Genomic DNA, 16,955 nt, shown 5'->3' on the forward strand with positions numbered 1-16,955 from the left:
GCATGAAGAAAATTTCATATCATGGCTTGGAGACAATTCGCCCCTTCGCCCGGGGTGATGGGCCCCTGCTGCCGCACAGTGCTTCAGAAAATAAAAAAGGATCTCTTCAGCTGGAAGAGATCCTTTCGGAATCCAGAAGTCCATCGCCATACTTAGCGACTTGGGTTTCTTCTTTCACTTCTATCTGTCTGTGGTCTTTGAGGCTCCTTTGAACTCCGCTCAGAGGAAGAGGAGCGCTCAGATCTTTCATGTCTGCTGCTTTCTTCTCTTTGAGTTCTTTCTCGGGATGAATCTGGCTGCTGTGGCCGGTTCGTTCTTTCTGTGCCCATAGAGTTCCTCCTTGGCTTTGATATAAGCTTGCTTGCTTATATTCTCTTCCCAAAGCAAAGACCCTGCCATGAGTTGTTTAACACAGGCTTCAGAAACGAAAAAATCCTCCCGAAAAAATATCTTGGGAGGCTTTTGCTTAAAATCAAATTATTTCAAAGGATGTTACGCGATTTCCAGTTCACCGGCACCGATAGTGGCCGCCAGCTTCGCACGCAATCGGGCGACAGCCTGTGCATGCAACTGAGACACGCGGGACTCGGTCACACGCAAGACCTGGCCGATTTCCTTCAGATTCAAATCCTCGTAATAATACAAAGATAGAACCAGACGTTGTCTTTCAGGCAGCTCTTCGATCGCCTGAGCCACAACTTCTTTGATGTTCTTCACATTCAACTGATTGAAAGGACTGTTCGTGCGGGAACCTTCCAGAATATCCATGATGGACTTTTTATCGGTATTACTAAAGCTCGTCGCCTGATCAATAGGCAACAAGCTGACCGGGCGAACCTGATTCACCAGATCGTGGAATTCGTCAATGCTGACATTCAACGCCTTAGCCACTTCTTCATCTGAAGGTGTGCGTCCCAGATCCGCTTCCAACTGAACCATGGTTTTATCTAACAGCTTGGCTTTATCACGAATCGAGCGAGGCACCCAGTCCTGAGCACGCAACTCATCCAGAATCGCTCCACGGATACGGAATTCAGCATAGGTTTTAAACTTATTGTCACGGGTGGAGTCATATTTTTCGATGGCATCCATCAAACCGATAACACCCGCAGAGATCAAATCATCCAGTTCGATGTTAGAGGGAAGTCTGACGGCAATCTTTTGAGCGATGAATTTAATCAACGGCGCATATTCACGTATAAGGTCATCTTTCTGAGTGGGAGCGAGCTTACGTGGCTCTTCCTTATATTTCTTCAACAATGCCGCATTTTTCCCCATATTTTTCCCTCTTGAAATCTATGTTATCAAACAGGTCGGTGCCCTAAAAGTCCAATTCTCTCAGAATTGGAAACTCGGACCTACGCACTTCCGACGACCTGGTCCCAAAACATCTGCATGCCACCGACGCACTCAATCTGTTTGCAGGACTTCTCCACCTGATTACAAATTTGACGAATAGCCTTTGAAGATTCCGCCCCGATTTCATGTCTCACAATGAGACGCTGCATTTGGTTTGCCTTACGCAGAACCACATCATTGGGAACCGAACCCCAATAATCCAGACCTATGTAGAGGAACTTATTAACCACATCATTGAAGCGTTGATACAGTCCCAACCCCTCCTGTTCATCACGCACTTGATTGCAGATGATGGAGAAATGATTGACCTTGTATTGCTTATGTAAAACTTTGATCAACGCATAGGCATCCGCAAAACTGGCAGGATCTGGCGTGATCACCACGGACACGGTCTGTGCCGCAGAGTTTAGGAACAAAACATTTTCAGCCATTCCCGGAGCGGTATCGATCAACAAATAGTCAAAGCCCAAGGGAAGTGCGCTGACCGCCTCCACCATTGCTCTTCTTTCAAAATGATTCAGATGATTGAATTCCACGATGCCACTGCCGCCAGGGATCAAGAACACATCCTTGGAAACTTCCATCAGGATGTCGCGCATCTCTTTGCGACCGGCGATGATGTCATGCAAATTTCCTGTCGGACGAACACCAAACAGAATATCCACATTAGCCATACCCAGGTCACCATCGAGGATCAAAACCTTTTTGCCTTTTTGCGCCAGGGTCAGTGCCATGTTCGCGACCAATGTGGTTTTACCCACACCCCCTTTGCCGGATGTGATACTGATCGTGCGCGTGCGCTGCATATTGAAAGAATTCATTCTGCTCATACAGCTTCAGAGTCCTGTTGTTTAAGTTTTGTGATACGGAAAATCAGATCCAGCAAACGTTCTTTGGTTGCAAACTCGAAGTCCTCTGGAACACGAGGCCCGATCCCGAACGAGTGCAATGGCACATCGAATCTCTTCATAAAGTTATAAATGGTCCCATGCTGGGTGGATTCATCCAAAGATGTGAAAATCACATCTTTATACCCCAGAACGGAATAACGACGACCCAGTTCAGTGCAGTCACTGTCCTTGGCATTGGTGGACAGAGTCAGATGAATGTTCGGGTTCAGTGCCGCAGGAGGCAGAAGACTCTTCAACATCTGAATCTCGTCGTTGCTCTTAAGGCTCAAACCTGTGTAGTCGACCAACACGCAATCCACATTTGCCAGATAACGCATCAAATTCGTCCAATCCTGCTGAGTGCGAATCACCGAGAACGGGACATTCAAAATCTGCGCGTAAATTTTCATTTGATCGGCCGCCCCCACCTTAAAGGTGTCTGTCGTGAACAAGGCAATCTTTTTGCCTTCACGAACCACCATGTGGCTGGCCATTTTAATCAAGGCCGAGGTTTTGCCGCTTCCTGCCGGGCCGACAAAACAATGAATCTTCCCCTGACCTGGATTGGTTGCGATCTTTGTGGCATCCAGAACATGACGAGCCACCCAAGCTTCGACCAAAGATCGATTCTTCAGCTTCAGAGCCGGAAGAGTTTCCTGTGCCTGAGTCAGGATTTCCGCCGCGATCTCGGGCGCCATTCCTGCACCGGTCAATTTGGAATAGACAAAGCTTAGGTCATAATTGATGCCATAGTCTGCACCGGGATGAGAACCGGCAAAGGTTTGAGGCATCTGCTGGAACTGGCTGATAACTTGTTTCAGACTGGCAATTTCATTTTTCAGGGCCTGAATTTCAGGCGTTTCAACCGCCACCGGAGCCGCTGGCCGTGCCTGCGTCGCGGCTGTTTTTGTCTGGGGATTGGTCTTTTTTACGGCATTCCCACCACGAGAGAATATTTCATCCTGCTCCTGGAAGGCATTCAACGCTCTTTGTGCCGCAGAACGCACTCGTTCTTCAGACACTCGGTTCTGCCGATTCAACTCATGTTCATCTTCGATATCAATGTATCGTCTTTGCGTGATGGGCTGAGCCTGAGCCGGCGCCGCCTTTTGCACATGCTTTTCCACCATCTTCTGGATCAGCTCTTTCTGCTGTCTGGCAGAACTGTTATTGAACTTAACCCGATCCTGTTCGCGCAATCTGGATTCAGCAAACTTCTTTTTTTGCAAAGTCTCTTCAGAAACGGCGGCTGTAATCTCCACACTGCCCTCTCCGACAAGACCGAAGCTTTTATTGTTGTCGCGCGCTGACAGGATGATGGCATCAGGCCCCAGCTGGGTCTTGACCATCTCCAAAGCTTCTTTCATGGTACGTGCTTCAAATTTCTTAACCTGCATGGCTCATCTCCACGAGTGCAACAGAGTTCACATCCGCATCCGACGACAATTCATTGTGTGAAAGCACAACCAACTGAGGAATAAAGCGGGACGTTAATTTATATAAATGACGACGTGACGTTGGGCTGGTCAGCAGAATCGGCTGACTGGCCACTTCAGGATGGTTTTCCACCGTGCGGGCAATTTCGTTGATCAAACGATGTGCCGTGTTCGGATCCATCACCAACTGCACCCCTTGCTCAGTTTGCAGCAACGAATTGGCGATCAATTCCTCAATATGAGGATGCAATGTCATAACCGGGATATTGCCCATCTCCGTCGTGTACTTCGCCGTGATACCACGAGCCAGAGCGCGGCGAACCTGCTCTGTCAGTACCTCGATGTCCTTCGTGCGAGGAGCATCATCCGCCAGTGTTTCAAAGATCGTCAGCAGATCACGAATGGACACTTGTTCCTTCAACAGGTTCTGAAGGACACGCACCACAGATCCCAATGGAAGCAGATCCGGGATCAGTTCTTCCACCACTTTCGGATGAGACTTCTTGAAGTTTTCAATAAGCGCCGAGGCTTCTTGACGACCCAGAAGCTCATGCGCATGGGTGCGGATGATTTCTGTCAAGTGAGTTGCCATGACTGTCGGCAGATCCACCACGGTGTATCCAGCCAGTTCCGCATCCTCTTTACGCGCAGGCGAAATCCAAAGGGCATCCAAGCCAAATGCCGGCTCTTTTGTCGGAATACCTTCGATTCTTTCGGCCACATTGCCCGGATCCATCGCCAGCAAAGCTTCCGGACGAAGAGTCCCGCCCCCGACGCGATTGCCCTTGATCATCAGGCGGTATTCGCCCGGTGCCAGTTGCAGATTGTCGCGGATGTGAATACTTGGAACCAATATTCCCAGATCCAGAGCAAACTGCTTGCGGATGCTGACAATACGTTCAAGCAAGTCACCGCTTTGATCGGACTCAACAATATTGATAAGGCCATAGCCCACTTCCAGCTCGACCATGTCCAGCGGAAGCATCGTTTCGATGTTTTCTTTCTTCGGCGCTGACAAAGCCGCTTCGGACTGTCTTTTCGCCACTTCGGCCTGTTCGGCACGGGCCTTTTTAATAACCCAGGCAGTCCCACACAACAAACCACCCATCAACAAGAATGGGATGGTCGGAAGACCTGGCACCAGACCCATCAGGATCAAAACCGCACCGGAGATCATCACCGCACGAGGTTTCACAAACAACTGACCGGTGACTTCCTCACCAACGTCTTTTTCGGAGTTGGAAGTACGAGTCACGATAATACCGGCAGCTGTCGAGATCACCAACGCCGGGATCTGCGAAAGCAAACCGTCACCAATGGTCAGCATTGTGTAGTATTTCGCAGCCGTTCCGACATCAAGACCCTTTTGAATGACTCCGATCGCCAAACCACCAATGATATTGATCATGGTGATGATGATACCGGCAATAGCATCACCGCGAACGAACTTGGAGGCACCATCCATTGCGCCGTAGAAGTCCGCTTCGCCTTCGACCTGCTTACGGCGTTTACGAGCCTCGGCTTCGGTGATATGACCTGCATTCAGTTCCGCATCGATGGACATTTGTTTACCAGGCATCGCATCCAAGGTGAAGCGAGCTGCAACTTCCGCCACGCGCCCGGAACCCTTGGTGATAACCATGAAGTTGATGACCATCAGGATCAAGAACATCACGAAACCGATCACATAGTTTCCACCCACCACAAAGTTCGCAAACGATGCGATCACGTGACCGGCGGCCTGCTCCCCTTCATGCCCGTGAGTCAAAATCAAACGCGTCGTGGCCACATTCAGGGCCAGACGGAACAAGGTCGTCATCAAAAGCAACGACGGGAAAGATGTGAAATCCAAAGCTCTGTCAGTGTAAATACTGACCAACAGGATCAAAATGCTGATAGCCAAAGAGAAGGTCAAAGACAAGTCCAGCATCATCGGAGGCAGCGGAATGATCATCACCGCAAGGACTGCCAACAGACCCACAGCAATGAAAAGATCCGTATTCTTCGTGATCTTATCGAATCGTTTTAGAAACTGAAACAACTGATCCATTATCTTTTCTTCCTACGCAAACGGTAAACGTACGAAAGCACTTCGGCCACAGCCACAAAAAGCTCCCGGGGAATAACTTGTCCAATTTTCAAGGTCTTAAAGATCGTGCGCGCCAGTGGCTTGTTTTCCACGATCGGCACATTGTGCTCGCGCGCCACTTCTTTGATTTTTTCCGCAACATGATCCGCCCCCATGGCCACGATCTGTGGTGCCGGCAGATTGTCGGTGTATTTCAGAACCACCGCGATGTGCGTAGGATTGGTGATGACCACATCGGCCTTGGGAATTTCCGACATCATGCGCTTACTCGCCATTTCACGCTGGATTCGGCGGATGCGGGATTTGATCAGCGGATCACCCTCACGCTGCTTGTGTTCTTCTTTGACCTCTTGCTTGGTCATCATCATTTTCTTTTCAAGATCATAGCGCTGATAGAAGTAATCCGCGCCAGCAATCACCAGCATCACACCACCAACACCACCAAGCAGCTTCACCACGACAACACCCACGTAGGCGATGATCTGTTCGATGGAGTACGTCAGCATGTAAGGAACCTGATTCACTTCACTGCGCAGAAGGAAGTAGAGGATCACACCCACGGTGCCCATTTTCAGTATGGACTTCAGGGCCTCGACAACGGCACGAAAGCTGAAGATGCGTTTGAAGCCCTCCGCCGGATTCAATTTTTCAAAATTAGGAGAAACAGCATCTTCCACCTGAAGGAAGCCGATCTGAACGATCGAGGAAGCCGCACCGATAATACCGGTGAACAGCAAAACGGGCGCCACAAGGATCATGGCTTTGATCCCGCAATATTTGAAAGCCTCTACAAAGTTTCCTTCTCGCACCATCTTGACCATGTCATCCCCGAAGGAATGCTGGAAGATCTCAAAGATGTTCTGAAAGAAAAAGCGACCCAAAGCATACACGCCACCGGCCGCGGCCAGTAAAATTACTGCCGACGCCAGCTCCTTTGTATGTGCAACGTTCCCTTTTTTGCGAAACTCTTCCCGTCTCGCGTCCGTTGCTTCTTCGGACTTTTCGCCGTTATCCTCAGCCATCTCGTTCCTTCCTAGAACTTAAAAGCCTTACCCTATAAGTGTTTCATCACATCGAACAGTTTGCTAGCTGTGATTTCAACAACTCCATTCATTTCCATAACCAACAAAGGAAGGCAGATGAAAACCACTGCCATTCCCATCATAATCGTCACTGGCATACTTGTGACCAGGACGTTGATCTGGGGCACGGCACGTCCCAGAATACCCATCGCCAAATTCACAATCAAAATTGCCACCAGAATCGGGGCGCACATTTTAATCGCCATCACCAGAACCGCTTGGCCATAAACGGCGATTTCTGCAAACGGCCCGATATTTAAAGCCAAAGAACTCACCGGAACCAGCTCATAGCTTTGCGCAATCGCGGTCAAAAGCATGTGGTGCCCGTTGATCGCCAGGAACACCAGGGTGGCCATGGCGGAATAGAATTGCTCGACGACGCCCCCTTGGGAACCCATCATCGGGTTATAAATTTGAGCGGCACTTAAACCCACGCTCATGGAAACCAGATCCCCTGTCATACTGACCACAAAGAAGAACAGTCGGGTTAAAAAACCCAAGGTCAATCCAACCAGCAGCTCTCGCACGGCCAAGCCGATGATTTCATTGGAGATTAGCCCATAATCAACATTTCCAACCTTCACCACTGGAAAAATAACCATGGCTAAAACCAGTGAAAGCAGGACCTTAATAGGCGCATTCACCAGCGGAGAGCCAAAAAACGAAGAGGACACGACATAGGCAATCATGCGCAGTAAAACCAACGCAAAAAGAAGAATCTGAGCCTCCGTCAACGCACTCCAGTTCAGCACTCTATTCCCTCACCATCACGGCAATATTTTCAAATAAATTCACGGTGTAAGTGCTCATCACGTCCATCATCCACGGGCCGGCCAGGATAAACACCGCCGCCACCACGATCATTTTTGGAATGAACGTCAAAGTCGCCTCATTGATCTGAGTCAAAGCCTGGAACACACTCACGGCCAGACCCACAACCAATGTGCTGATCAAAAGCGGTGCCGCCAACATGGCAGTTGTTCGAAGCGCGTCCTGTCCCAGTCGAATCACCAATTCATCTGTCACTTTTCACCTCACCCGAAACTCTTGACCATGGACCCGATAAGCAGACCCCATCCATCCACAAGCACAAAGAGCATAATTTTAAACGGCAACGAAATGACGACCGGAGGAAGCATCATCATACCCATGGCCATCAAAACACTGGCGGCCACGATGTCGATCACTAAGAATGGCAGGAAGATGATAAAACCGATCTGGAATGCCGTCTTCAACTCGGAAACCACAAAAGCCGGAACCAAAACCATCGTCGGCACATCCGCGCGGGTTTTTGGTTTATCCACTTTGGAAAGCTTCAGGAACAACGCCAAATCCGAATCACGAGTTTGATGGAACATAAACTTACGCAGCGGAGCCAATGTGTTTTCCAGCGCCTGATCCTGAGAGATCTTCCCGGCCATATAGGGCTGAATACCATTGGTGTTCATTTCATTGAACGCCGGCTGCATCACAAAGAAAGTCAAAAACAAAGCCAGACCCACCAGAAGCTGGTTGGGTGGCATCTGTTGAACCCCCATCGCCTGTCTGAGGAAAGACAATACGATGATAATACGGGTAAAGCCCGTCATCATGATCAAAATGGCCGGAGCCAAGGTCAGGACCGTCATGACCATGATAAGTTTCACAGCATTCACAACCTCATTAGGGTTGTCTGTGGTCTTAAATCCCAGATTCATTGTTGGCAATGTGACCTGCGCCAACGCAGGCGAACTTGCCAGAAAGATAGTCAGAGGCAAAAGAAGCAGACTCCAAAGAGCCCATTTATTCTTAATCACTGAAGAGACCTCATGCCTTTCAGGCGTTTGGAGACGATGTCTTTAATACCACTGATGGCGAACTCTTCATCCAGGTCCATGTCCTTGGCACTGCGCTTGCGGGGGGCTGGCACTTCTTCTGCGGTCTCATCAAAGTCCGCGTCTTGAGCGGACTGCCCCAGAACCTTCCCGAAGCTTTGTGGAGCCTCTTCCGGAACCTCATCATCCAAAAGAGACAGCGACTTGATCATGGAGATATTATGATCTGTCACGCCAATCAGGATGGATTCACCCGCCACACGCACAATCGCCAGACTTTTTTTAGGCCCCAGATAGTGCTGCTGCAAAACCTTGATCTGCGTCTGATGTTTCATCGCGCGCGGGATTTTGTATTTTTTCAGGAAGAAGTAAGCTCCGGTGCCCACAATACCCAACAGGGACAACGTAAACAGAATACGGAACACACCACTGCCTTCGTTGGAGGCTGTCTTTTTACTTTCCAGATTCAGAAGAATTTCTGACTCTTTGCGATTGTCCACTTTTGGCAGATCTTTTGGATCCGCCGTAGCCGCCGCTGACAGCTCCTGGGATTCAGAATCCACCGGGGCCGTCAAGGTCGTCTCCTCAACAACAGCGCCTGCCGTCTTTTCAGAAGCCTGGGCAGAAACTGACACAACAAGGATCAAAGAAAGCAACCAACGCATTTTCATACCTCTTATCTGAGCTGTTCCACACGCTCAGCAGGAGAAATAATATCAGTCAAACGCACACCGAACTTTTCGTTCACCACAACGGCCTCACCGCGTGCGATCAACTTGTCGTTCACGTACACTTCCATCGGTTCACCCGCCAATTTGCTCAGCTCAATCACAGAGCCTTGAGTCAGGTTCAAAAGCTCGCTGACCGGCATTTTGGTACGGCCTAGTTCCACGGAAACCTTGAGAGGAATATCCAGGATCAGGTTCAAGTTTCTGTCTTTATGTGTCGGCATTTCGCTGGAGGCTCTTTTACTGCCAGCTTCAGCCATTCCTGCGGCTTCGGCCACCAGCTGATCTGCCAGGTTGTCCAATGTATCGTCGCTCATTCATCCCCCTACTTTTCCACCGGTCTGGTCACTTGGACAGCCACGGTTCCATGATGTATTCCGTAATAACCTTTAAACTTTCTAACACCTTCGACAGCCACGTCGAATTCACCGGACGCATCCTGATCCAACGGGATCACATCGCCCACCTTCAGATTCATCAGATCACGCAACTTGATTTCGGTTTCACCCAGGTTCACTTTGATTTCCATATCTGTTTCCAGCAACTGCTCCTGAATGATCGCCGTCCAAAGCTTTTTGTCCGTCTGGTCCGTTTCCACCTGGAAACCAGTCTGTAGCTTCTGTTTGATCGGCTCGATGGTCGCGTAAGGAATCACGATGGAAATCGTGCCCGTCGCATTTTCCAATTCCACGTCAAATGTGGAGGCAATAACCACGTCCGTCGGTGGCACAATCCCCACGAACTGCGGATTCACCTCGGTACGCACAAAAGAACAACCGATCTTTTCAATGGAGGCCCAGGCCATTTCCATGTCATTGATCGCCAGCCCCACCACCTTTTGGACAATGGATAGCTCAATCGGGGTGAAGTCTTTACCGTCAATTTTTGTATAAGGACGATCCGCCCCACCGAAGAAGCTGTCCACCAGCGCGTAAGCCAGCTTGCTCTCTATAACAAACAAGGCAGAACCACGCAGATTACCGAAACGCAGAACGCTCATGCACGTGGGCATGGGAAGTGTATTGATAAACTCGCCAAACTTTAAGAACTCTGTGGAGGTCAGTGTGATAGACGCGATCTTACGAAGCGCCGAGGACAACGATACCCGGAAGGCCCGCATGAATTTTTCGTAGATAACTTCCAATTGAGGAAGACGGCCACGAATAATACGGTCCTGACTGGTCAGATCGTAGGAAACGATCTTACGCTCGTCCACCTTGCCGACGTTCTGAGCTTCGGGCTTGGATGTTTCTGAAGAGGCGACATCCCCATCGGAGACCGCCGCTAACAGAGCATCCACTTCACTTTGTGAAAGAACCTGATTCATAGTCCTGCCTTAGTTATAGATAAACTCTGTGAAGAACACGTTTGAAATCTTCCCCTGGACCAGGAAAGAGTTAATGGTGTCCTTGATTTCACTTCTTAAGCTGTCTTTGCCTTCGCGGGACGAAACTTCCGCGTAAGTCTTGCTGGAAAGGATAATAATAATGATATCGCGGATCTGGGCCTTGCGCTTTTCCAGTTCCTCCATGGCATGGCTGCCGGTCACTTCCAGCTCCATGTTCACCTTGGCCACCTGACGGCCTTTAGAACCAGCCAGATTAACGATAAAGGTTTCCAAAGGAACCACCTTGCCGATGACTTCCTTCTCTTCGGTCGCTTCTTTGTGTTGAGCTTCCGCCTCACCTTTAATGACGTGTTCGATCTTGGGCTCTGCCGCCTCTTTCTTTCGGTTTGAATAAAGCATGAAACCCACGCCGGCAACGACGAGCATATTAATGACCGCCAGGGCAATAAGTAGTATAGGCTTTTGTCCAGATCCCCCGCTCGGAGCTGACACTGCTTCCGATGCTGCCGCTTTTTCTTCAGCCACTTCATCCTCCATGATGAATGACCACATAGTGGTCCTATCAAGATTGAAAGCAACAGAGATGCCAACAGGACCCAAGTCCTGTCAGGAAGACTGCGGTCCAACACATTTGATTTCAGGCAAAATTTGCCCCTGTAGTGAATGTTTGCCGGGTAGTAATTCTATGACAGTAGTCAAAGTTTTGGCGCAGAAATTTGACTATTTGACCAAACGGGAGCCTCCTAAAGATAGCCGAATCCACTCAAGGAGGTACTTATGAACAAAGACATATTCCAGGGAAAAATTAAAGAGATCTCTGGCGAGATTCGCAAAAAATGGGGCGCCCTCACCGATGATGACATCCAAAAAACAAAAGGCAATTTGGAAGCATTAAGCGGACTGGTTCAACAAAAGATCGGCCTGTCCAAAGAGGAAGCCTCCCGTCAGGTCAAAGACTTCATGTCGGGCCTGGATAGAAAATTTACCAGCGGTGCAGATAAAGCCAGCGACAAAGTGAATGAAAAAATCGACAAAATAAAAAGTAAGTTGTCTCACTAGCACATCCCGACCCAGGTCGAGGAAGGAGCATCTATGGACAAGCAATCCTTCGAAAATAAATTCGGAGCTTTCTCCAGCGCTTTGAAACAGAAGTTCGCAGGTCTTAATCTGACCGATGAGGAAATTCGAAAAGCCTTAAAGAACCCCGACGAGCTGGTGTCCTTGGTTTCCGCTAAAACCGGCATTCCCCGGGACGAAGCGGACAAGCGTGTTCATCAGGTCATGAGCACTGTCGGCATTGATGACTCAACCGTCAAAGGCTTCATGGAAAAATGGGGCGACAAAGTGGGCGATAAATTAGCTGATATCAAAAACAAACTCAGCCACTGACCCGAAGAATAGGAGAGGCAACCCCTCTCCTATTTTTTTTGCGAACACCAGGTGCAATAGAGCGAATTTCCGTCCCTTTTTTGTGTTTTATTCCTGTCTAAAATCCTGACAGTTTTCATTCTGTCCAAGCCATACTATAACGGGTTCCTATTTAGTAGGAGACCCAATGAAATTGTATTTGAATCTGGTTTTAGGCGGACTGATTTGCACTCTGGGGCTGACGGCCCACGCTCAATCTTCCGGTAGTGCCATCACCAAAAAGATCCTCAGTGCGGGGGTTCCGGCCGACGCGCTCTCTCGACTGACTAAATTCATGTATGAAAACCGTGGCCGCAGCTTCAATCAGGACACCTACATCTGCGAAGGAAAAGATCCGGCCAGCGTCCGTCCTTGTGAAGAAAACAAGCGTATCCGCAGCAGCAAGACAGTCACGCTGCAAAACCCTCAGTATGTGGCTATCGTGGATTATACTGCCCCTTCCACTCAACGTCGTTTTTACTTCATAAATATGCGCACCGGGGATGTGCAGAAATATTATGCCTCTCACGGCATCGGCAGTGGTGAGGGCAACTACGCTTATAAATTTAGTAACACCAAAGATTCCCGCCAGACCTCTCTGGGTTTCTACCTGACGGGAGAGATCTACACAGGCTCTTACGGCAAGACCTTGCGCATGTATGGTCTGCAAAAATCCAATGATCAGGCTTATAACCGTGACATCGTTGTCCACGGAGCCTGGTATGTGGGCGAGGACTTTATAAATATGAAAAATCCAAAGACCGGTCAGCCTTTCGGCCGCCTGGGGCTTAGCTGGGGTTGCCCAGCACTCTCCCTTTCCATGGCTGACAAACTGATTCCTTACCTGCAAAAAGGCAGTGTGATTTTCCACTACCACTCCACTTTGCTGGATGAATCACAAAGCGGCCGACTGGTCGTTGGCACAAATCCAAAGTAACCGTCGATCTTTCTAGTTGGTGCCTTCGCTCAAATGGGGCACCAGCACCTTTTGTATCTCTGCCACCATCGCCGCATTGCCTGCCACTATCGAATTCTTATAAGGCGTGTACTTGTCTCCGCGATAAGTCTGCACAACACCACCGGCTTCTTCCACCAGCAGAATTCCCGCAGCCGCATCCCACGGCTGGATATTTCGTTCCCAGTAGCCATCAAACACACCCCGAGCCACTTGCGCAAGATCATAGGCGGCAGCCCCAGGACGACGCACACCTCGGCATTTGCGGACCATCTCATCGAAGATGCGCAACTGCTCTGAGATCACATGCTCATGCTCTGACACAAAACCCGTCGCCAGCAGACCTTTTTTGAGTTCCGTGTTTTTGCTGACACTTAAACGGCGCCCGTTGACGAAGGCTCCGTGGCCACGAATCGCCGTGTAAGTTTCCTTTAGAATAGGCACATCAATCACAGCCAACTGAATCTGACCGTCAATTTCCAGCCCTAGACTGATGCAGAAAATCGGAAAGCGATGAACATAGTTCGTGGTTCCATCCAGCGGATCGAGGATCCAGCGCCCGTTGGGGCCGGCCTTGCTCCACGCGACATTGGTCCCGGTTCCATGAGAAGCGGCAAAGGTTTCCTCGCCCAAAAATTCAATTTCAGGAAAATTTTTCCTAAGATGCTCTGCGATGACTCTTTCTGATTCTTTATCGGCTTCACTGACAAGACCCGCCTGGAACTTTTCTTCCACGTGCTCTAAGTTACCGAAATAATTGAGAAGCACTTCCCGCCCTAGACTGACAGCCTTGATAGCTTGACCTAAGACCTGCTTCCAATCCCTTGATTTTACGCTGTTTTCCACGCTTTCCCCTTTGGGCCAGACCCTTGGATGATTGACCAGTTTAGCGGATTAACGCTACCATGTTTGAAGGGCCAAAGGAAGGGCCCGAAACTTAAGCATTCAAGCGGGTTTAAAAATTATGAGGATTGAAAAAATGGGTTCTAAAATGGATGTCGTGGTAAAACTAACATTAGTTTTCTCTATCTCTTTGTTGTCCTTCTCCATCGGTATTTTTGCCGGCAAAAAGTATAGTGACAACCAACACGCTCTATCTGCTTTGGAGCCGCAAAAGTCTTCTCACACTGAACGCGAAGTTGCATCTGTTCCTTCTTCTGAGCCGACCTCTGAAGGCAAAGTGGGCGCAATGACAGATGAAGAAATTGCCAAACTGGCTGAAGAATTTGTGGCTGACGAAACCACGCCGGTCGCTGCTGGCGAAGCCACAGCCCCTGCAACTGAAGGTCACCACGCTGAAGTGGCTGAAAGCAAAACTGAAACAAAAGTAGAACCAAAAGATCCGCACAAACCAATGCCTATCAAAGCCGACAAGACACCTGTGACTCAGAACCACGAGCCATCTGAAGCGGCAAAAACTGTGGCAGCAGGCAAGTCCCCGGCCTCTTTGGAAGCTGTAGATAAAAAAGTGGCTGCCAAAGAAGACCGTCTGCCATCCTCTTTGCCGAAAGATGTCGCTCAGTTCGCAGTGGGCAAATTCACTGTGCAAGTGGCTTCTTACGCGGATGAAGGAGAAGCACAGAAAATGGCTTCTGACCTTAAAAACAAAGGCTACAGCGCCTTCTACGTTCCTGCGAACATCAAAGGCAAAACCTGGTTCCGCGTCAGTGTTGGCCAGTTCGCCACACAAAAAGAAGCTCAGGCTTACCGCACAGAGCTTGTGACGAAAGCCAAAGTTGGCTCTGCAATTGTTCAGAAAATCACTGAATAGTTTTTAGAAGTACCGCTTTTAAAATTCCTTAAAGAAGCCTCGCCACAAGCGGGGCTTTTTTATTTTATAAAGGCAGAACCAAACCCAGGCGCAGAATAACGCCGAAGACTGGATTGGGATCAAAATCAGGGCCCATCAAAGCCCGAGTCTCAAGAGCCGCCGAGACGCCACCATAGCGGCCGGTCATAAACATCTCAAGGCCAGCACTTGCTCCGCCCATCACTTTCATTGCAGTCTTGTCGCTGCGGGAAGAGCCCATGAAAGTCGTAATCACTTCCTCTTCATAGCCCCCCAGCCCCGCCCCCAGATACACAATGCCTCGCATGTGCTCTTCGGCTCCGGAAACCAGATTGTAACGACCCCACATCAACAAGTCCTTATGCTTTCGTTCAATGGACGAGGTGCTGTTGCCGGTCTCATTAGAAAAATGACTGTATTCAAAAAGCACACTGTAACGACTGCGGTGATAGCCCAATCCGAAGTTAACAGGCTGACGGCTTTCAAGATCCTGGGAATTACCCCGCTCATAGCGCATTTCATAGGTCAGGGGATACAGAGCCAGCAAAGACACGGTGTCTTCAGCTTTGATCTTCATGCGGGATTCCTGAGCCCCAGCCCCTCCTGATATCGCCAGAATAAGTAGTACGATAAGAATTCTCATTCCACAACTTCCTGAGAGCTGATGGTGTTGGATTCAATGCTCAAGCCCGACGCGTTCTTCTTGCAGGAATATCTTGTGTTGGCCTCATCGGTGGAATCATTCATAACACCAGCCAGGAATTCACATTCTGCCTGCTTCATTTCCGGAAGTTCCTTGGCAAAGCTCATGACATACTTTTCAGCAGGATAGTAGGGAGCTTCACCTTCAACCAGTTCAGTCTTTAAAGTGCTCAACGTGCGCAGAATCACTTTCGCCACGTCCTTGCGGGCTGCTAATGATTCCAGTCCGCGTTCCTTGGCTGAAACTTCCGTAAAACCTTTCAACATGCGGGAAAACTGCGTCCCGATAACATATGCATAGCCAGTCACATAACTTTCAAATTTCTTGGTATCACCGGCTTTATAGAACACCTGAATGCTGTTTTTAATTGTGGTTGCACTTGGCAGTTCGTAAGTCGCAAAGACTCCATCCACATTCATGGAACGATTCATTTTTTCTTTCGGCAATGACTGTGCGATGAAGTCCGGATTTCCGGTGTACATCCAACCCCAGTAATCCGCCAGGCCTTCGTTCAGACCGCGCAGCATTGCTTGGCGATAGTATTTTTGCAAAGAAGCCTCTTCCAGATCAGCCCCTTCAATGTCAGAAGGCTTCAGCCGGCCTCTGGCAGTCAGATCTTCGGCCACAATCGACGTTGTTCCAATGAAGTTCTCAAGAGTGTGCGCAGTGGCTTTGGTTTCAGCTGTGTCTTTGATAACCACTTTGTAGAACAGGGAGTGGAAGTGTTCGTGAGCCAGAATTCCGCCATTGATCGCAATCGGCAGACCCGCTTGATTGTATGGCACCACCAGCATGGAATCCGTGTCACCGTCATAATAGGCATTGTTGTTCTGCCCACCCTTGACGCGAACACCGACACCCACGTCACGCGGCCAGCTATTGATGCCACCAGCCCCCAGCTCATCATCCAACTGAGCCAGTCGCTGAGTGTGGGCATAGATTGCCACCAACTGCTGGGTCATCTCATTTGCCGGAATAAACTCGCCCTCTGGGTTTTTGATAAAACGGCTGACGGCCGGGCGGCCCGTGAGTTTGCCTTTCACGATTCGAGGGCTCATAAAGAAGCGCACAAATTTACCGGACACGGTTTGCAGATCACTGATCCCTAACAAATCCACCGTCTTTAGCGCATATCCTGATTGGGAATCCGACTGTGGAGCCAGAACACGGACCGTGCCTTTTTCCTCGGCCGTTTCCGACTGAGGAGCGCAGGCACTTAAAGTCCCGACAGCTAAAATTGTTGCGGTGATCCGGCTAAAAACGCGCTTCACAAAGTCCTCTCTAAGCTCTATAAACGGGAGGGTTCTCTCGCTCACTTGACTTATTGCGTTATAGTTATAGTGAAAAAACTCCAA

Annotated in this window: 18 protein-coding genes and 1 pseudogene; 4 read left to right on the top strand and 15 right to left on the bottom strand. The window is 49.4% G+C overall.

What is annotated here, in order from left to right; translation table 11 throughout:
• Positions 1-492: 492 nt before the first annotated feature.
• From ACZ5ZZ_RS14735 to ACZ5ZZ_RS14790, 12 genes and pseudogenes are all read right to left on the bottom strand, one after another.
• Positions 493-1,278 carry a FliA/WhiG family RNA polymerase sigma factor gene (locus ACZ5ZZ_RS14735; protein WP_011165664.1) on the bottom strand — a complete coding sequence of 262 codons (786 nt, stop codon included), beginning with the start codon at positions 1,276-1,278 and terminating at the stop codon, positions 493-495.
• An 80-nt stretch (positions 1,279-1,358) separates the two neighbouring features.
• On the bottom strand, positions 1,359-2,189 hold the full coding sequence (locus ACZ5ZZ_RS14740; protein WP_464140074.1) for a MinD/ParA family protein: 831 nt from the start codon (positions 2,187-2,189) through the stop codon (positions 1,359-1,361).
• Positions 2,186-3,646 carry a flagellar biosynthesis protein FlhF gene (gene flhF, locus ACZ5ZZ_RS14745; protein ID WP_464140076.1) on the bottom strand — a complete coding sequence of 487 codons (1,461 nt, stop codon included), beginning with the start codon at positions 3,644-3,646 and terminating at the stop codon, positions 2,186-2,188. Before flhF ends, ACZ5ZZ_RS14740 begins: the two co-directional genes overlap by 4 nt.
• Positions 3,636-5,735, bottom strand: coding sequence for a flagellar biosynthesis protein FlhA (flhA, locus tag ACZ5ZZ_RS14750; protein WP_464140078.1), 2,100 nt, complete (start codon positions 5,733-5,735; stop codon positions 3,636-3,638). The genes flhF and flhA overlap by 11 nt, the downstream gene beginning before the upstream one ends.
• Complete coding sequence (gene flhB, locus ACZ5ZZ_RS14755) at positions 5,735-6,796, bottom strand: flagellar biosynthesis protein FlhB (protein WP_464140079.1); 1,062 nt, start codon at positions 6,794-6,796, stop codon at positions 5,735-5,737. Before flhB ends, flhA begins: the two co-directional genes overlap by 1 nt.
• Positions 6,797-6,828: 32 nt before the next feature.
• On the bottom strand, positions 6,829-7,608 hold the full coding sequence (fliR, locus tag ACZ5ZZ_RS14760; protein ID WP_464118484.1) for a flagellar biosynthetic protein FliR: 780 nt from the start codon (positions 7,606-7,608) through the stop codon (positions 6,829-6,831).
• A 1-nt stretch (position 7,609) separates the two neighbouring features.
• Complete coding sequence (gene fliQ / locus ACZ5ZZ_RS14765) at positions 7,610-7,882, bottom strand: flagellar biosynthesis protein FliQ (protein ID WP_262553001.1); 273 nt, start codon at positions 7,880-7,882, stop codon at positions 7,610-7,612.
• Positions 7,883-7,890: 8 nt separating this feature from the next.
• The gene (gene fliP / locus ACZ5ZZ_RS14770) at positions 7,891-8,652 is read right to left on the bottom strand and encodes a flagellar type III secretion system pore protein FliP (RefSeq protein ID WP_464118485.1); all 762 of its coding nucleotides are present in this window, start codon (positions 8,650-8,652) and stop codon (positions 7,891-7,893) included.
• Positions 8,649-9,341, bottom strand: coding sequence for a FliO/MopB family protein (locus ACZ5ZZ_RS14775; RefSeq protein WP_464118487.1), 693 nt, complete (start codon positions 9,339-9,341; stop codon positions 8,649-8,651). The genes fliP and ACZ5ZZ_RS14775 overlap by 4 nt, the downstream gene beginning before the upstream one ends.
• A 5-nt stretch (positions 9,342-9,346) precedes the next feature.
• Positions 9,347-9,598, bottom strand: a pseudogene (gene fliN, locus ACZ5ZZ_RS14780) (flagellar motor switch protein FliN); the annotation flags it as partial.
• Between the two features lie 125 nt (positions 9,599-9,723).
• Positions 9,724-10,725: a flagellar motor switch protein FliM gene (gene fliM, locus ACZ5ZZ_RS14785; RefSeq protein ID WP_464118489.1), complete on the bottom strand. Its 1,002-nt coding sequence runs from the start codon at positions 10,723-10,725 to the stop codon at positions 9,724-9,726.
• 9 nt (positions 10,726-10,734) lie between these two features.
• On the bottom strand, positions 10,735-11,298 hold the full coding sequence (locus ACZ5ZZ_RS14790) for a flagellar basal body-associated FliL family protein (RefSeq protein ID WP_464140081.1): 564 nt from the start codon (positions 11,296-11,298) through the stop codon (positions 10,735-10,737).
• A gap of 225 nt (positions 11,299-11,523) precedes the next feature.
• Between ACZ5ZZ_RS14790 and ACZ5ZZ_RS14795 the strand changes: the two genes are divergently transcribed.
• The 3 genes from ACZ5ZZ_RS14795 to ACZ5ZZ_RS14805 all read left to right on the top strand — a co-directional run bounded on the left by ACZ5ZZ_RS14795 (position 11,524) and on the right by ACZ5ZZ_RS14805 (position 13,090).
• Positions 11,524-11,805, top strand: coding sequence for a CsbD family protein (locus ACZ5ZZ_RS14795; RefSeq protein WP_464132047.1), 282 nt, complete (start codon positions 11,524-11,526; stop codon positions 11,803-11,805).
• A gap of 33 nt (positions 11,806-11,838) precedes the next feature.
• Positions 11,839-12,135 (top strand): hypothetical protein, encoded by a 297-nt coding sequence (locus tag ACZ5ZZ_RS14800; protein ID WP_464118493.1) that lies wholly within the window; start codon positions 11,839-11,841, stop codon positions 12,133-12,135.
• A gap of 166 nt (positions 12,136-12,301) precedes the next feature.
• Entirely contained in the window at positions 12,302-13,090 is a 789-nt protein-coding gene (locus ACZ5ZZ_RS14805) for a murein L,D-transpeptidase catalytic domain family protein (RefSeq protein ID WP_464118494.1), read from the top strand.
• A 12-nt stretch (positions 13,091-13,102) separates the two neighbouring features.
• Here ACZ5ZZ_RS14805 and ACZ5ZZ_RS14810 read toward each other — a convergent pair whose 3' ends face one another.
• Complete coding sequence (locus ACZ5ZZ_RS14810; RefSeq protein WP_464118495.1) at positions 13,103-13,954, bottom strand: inositol monophosphatase family protein; 852 nt, start codon at positions 13,952-13,954, stop codon at positions 13,103-13,105.
• A 133-nt stretch (positions 13,955-14,087) separates the two neighbouring features.
• Between ACZ5ZZ_RS14810 and ACZ5ZZ_RS14815 the strand changes: the two genes are divergently transcribed.
• The gene (locus ACZ5ZZ_RS14815) at positions 14,088-14,879 is read left to right on the top strand and encodes an SPOR domain-containing protein (protein WP_464132050.1); all 792 of its coding nucleotides are present in this window, start codon (positions 14,088-14,090) and stop codon (positions 14,877-14,879) included.
• Positions 14,880-14,943: 64 nt separating this feature from the next.
• On the opposite strand, the gene ACZ5ZZ_RS14820 is transcribed toward ACZ5ZZ_RS14815, so the two are convergent.
• Both ACZ5ZZ_RS14820 and ACZ5ZZ_RS14825 read right to left on the bottom strand, forming a co-directional pair.
• Positions 14,944-15,540, bottom strand: a complete 597-nt coding sequence (locus ACZ5ZZ_RS14820) for a hypothetical protein (protein ID WP_464140083.1) — start codon at positions 15,538-15,540, stop codon at positions 14,944-14,946.
• Complete coding sequence (locus ACZ5ZZ_RS14825; protein WP_464140085.1) at positions 15,537-16,871, bottom strand: hypothetical protein; 1,335 nt, start codon at positions 16,869-16,871, stop codon at positions 15,537-15,539. Before ACZ5ZZ_RS14825 ends, ACZ5ZZ_RS14820 begins: the two co-directional genes overlap by 4 nt.
• Between the last annotated feature and the right edge of the window lie 84 nt (positions 16,872-16,955).

The sequence above is a fragment of the Bdellovibrio sp. HM001 genome (genome assembly GCF_055397275.1).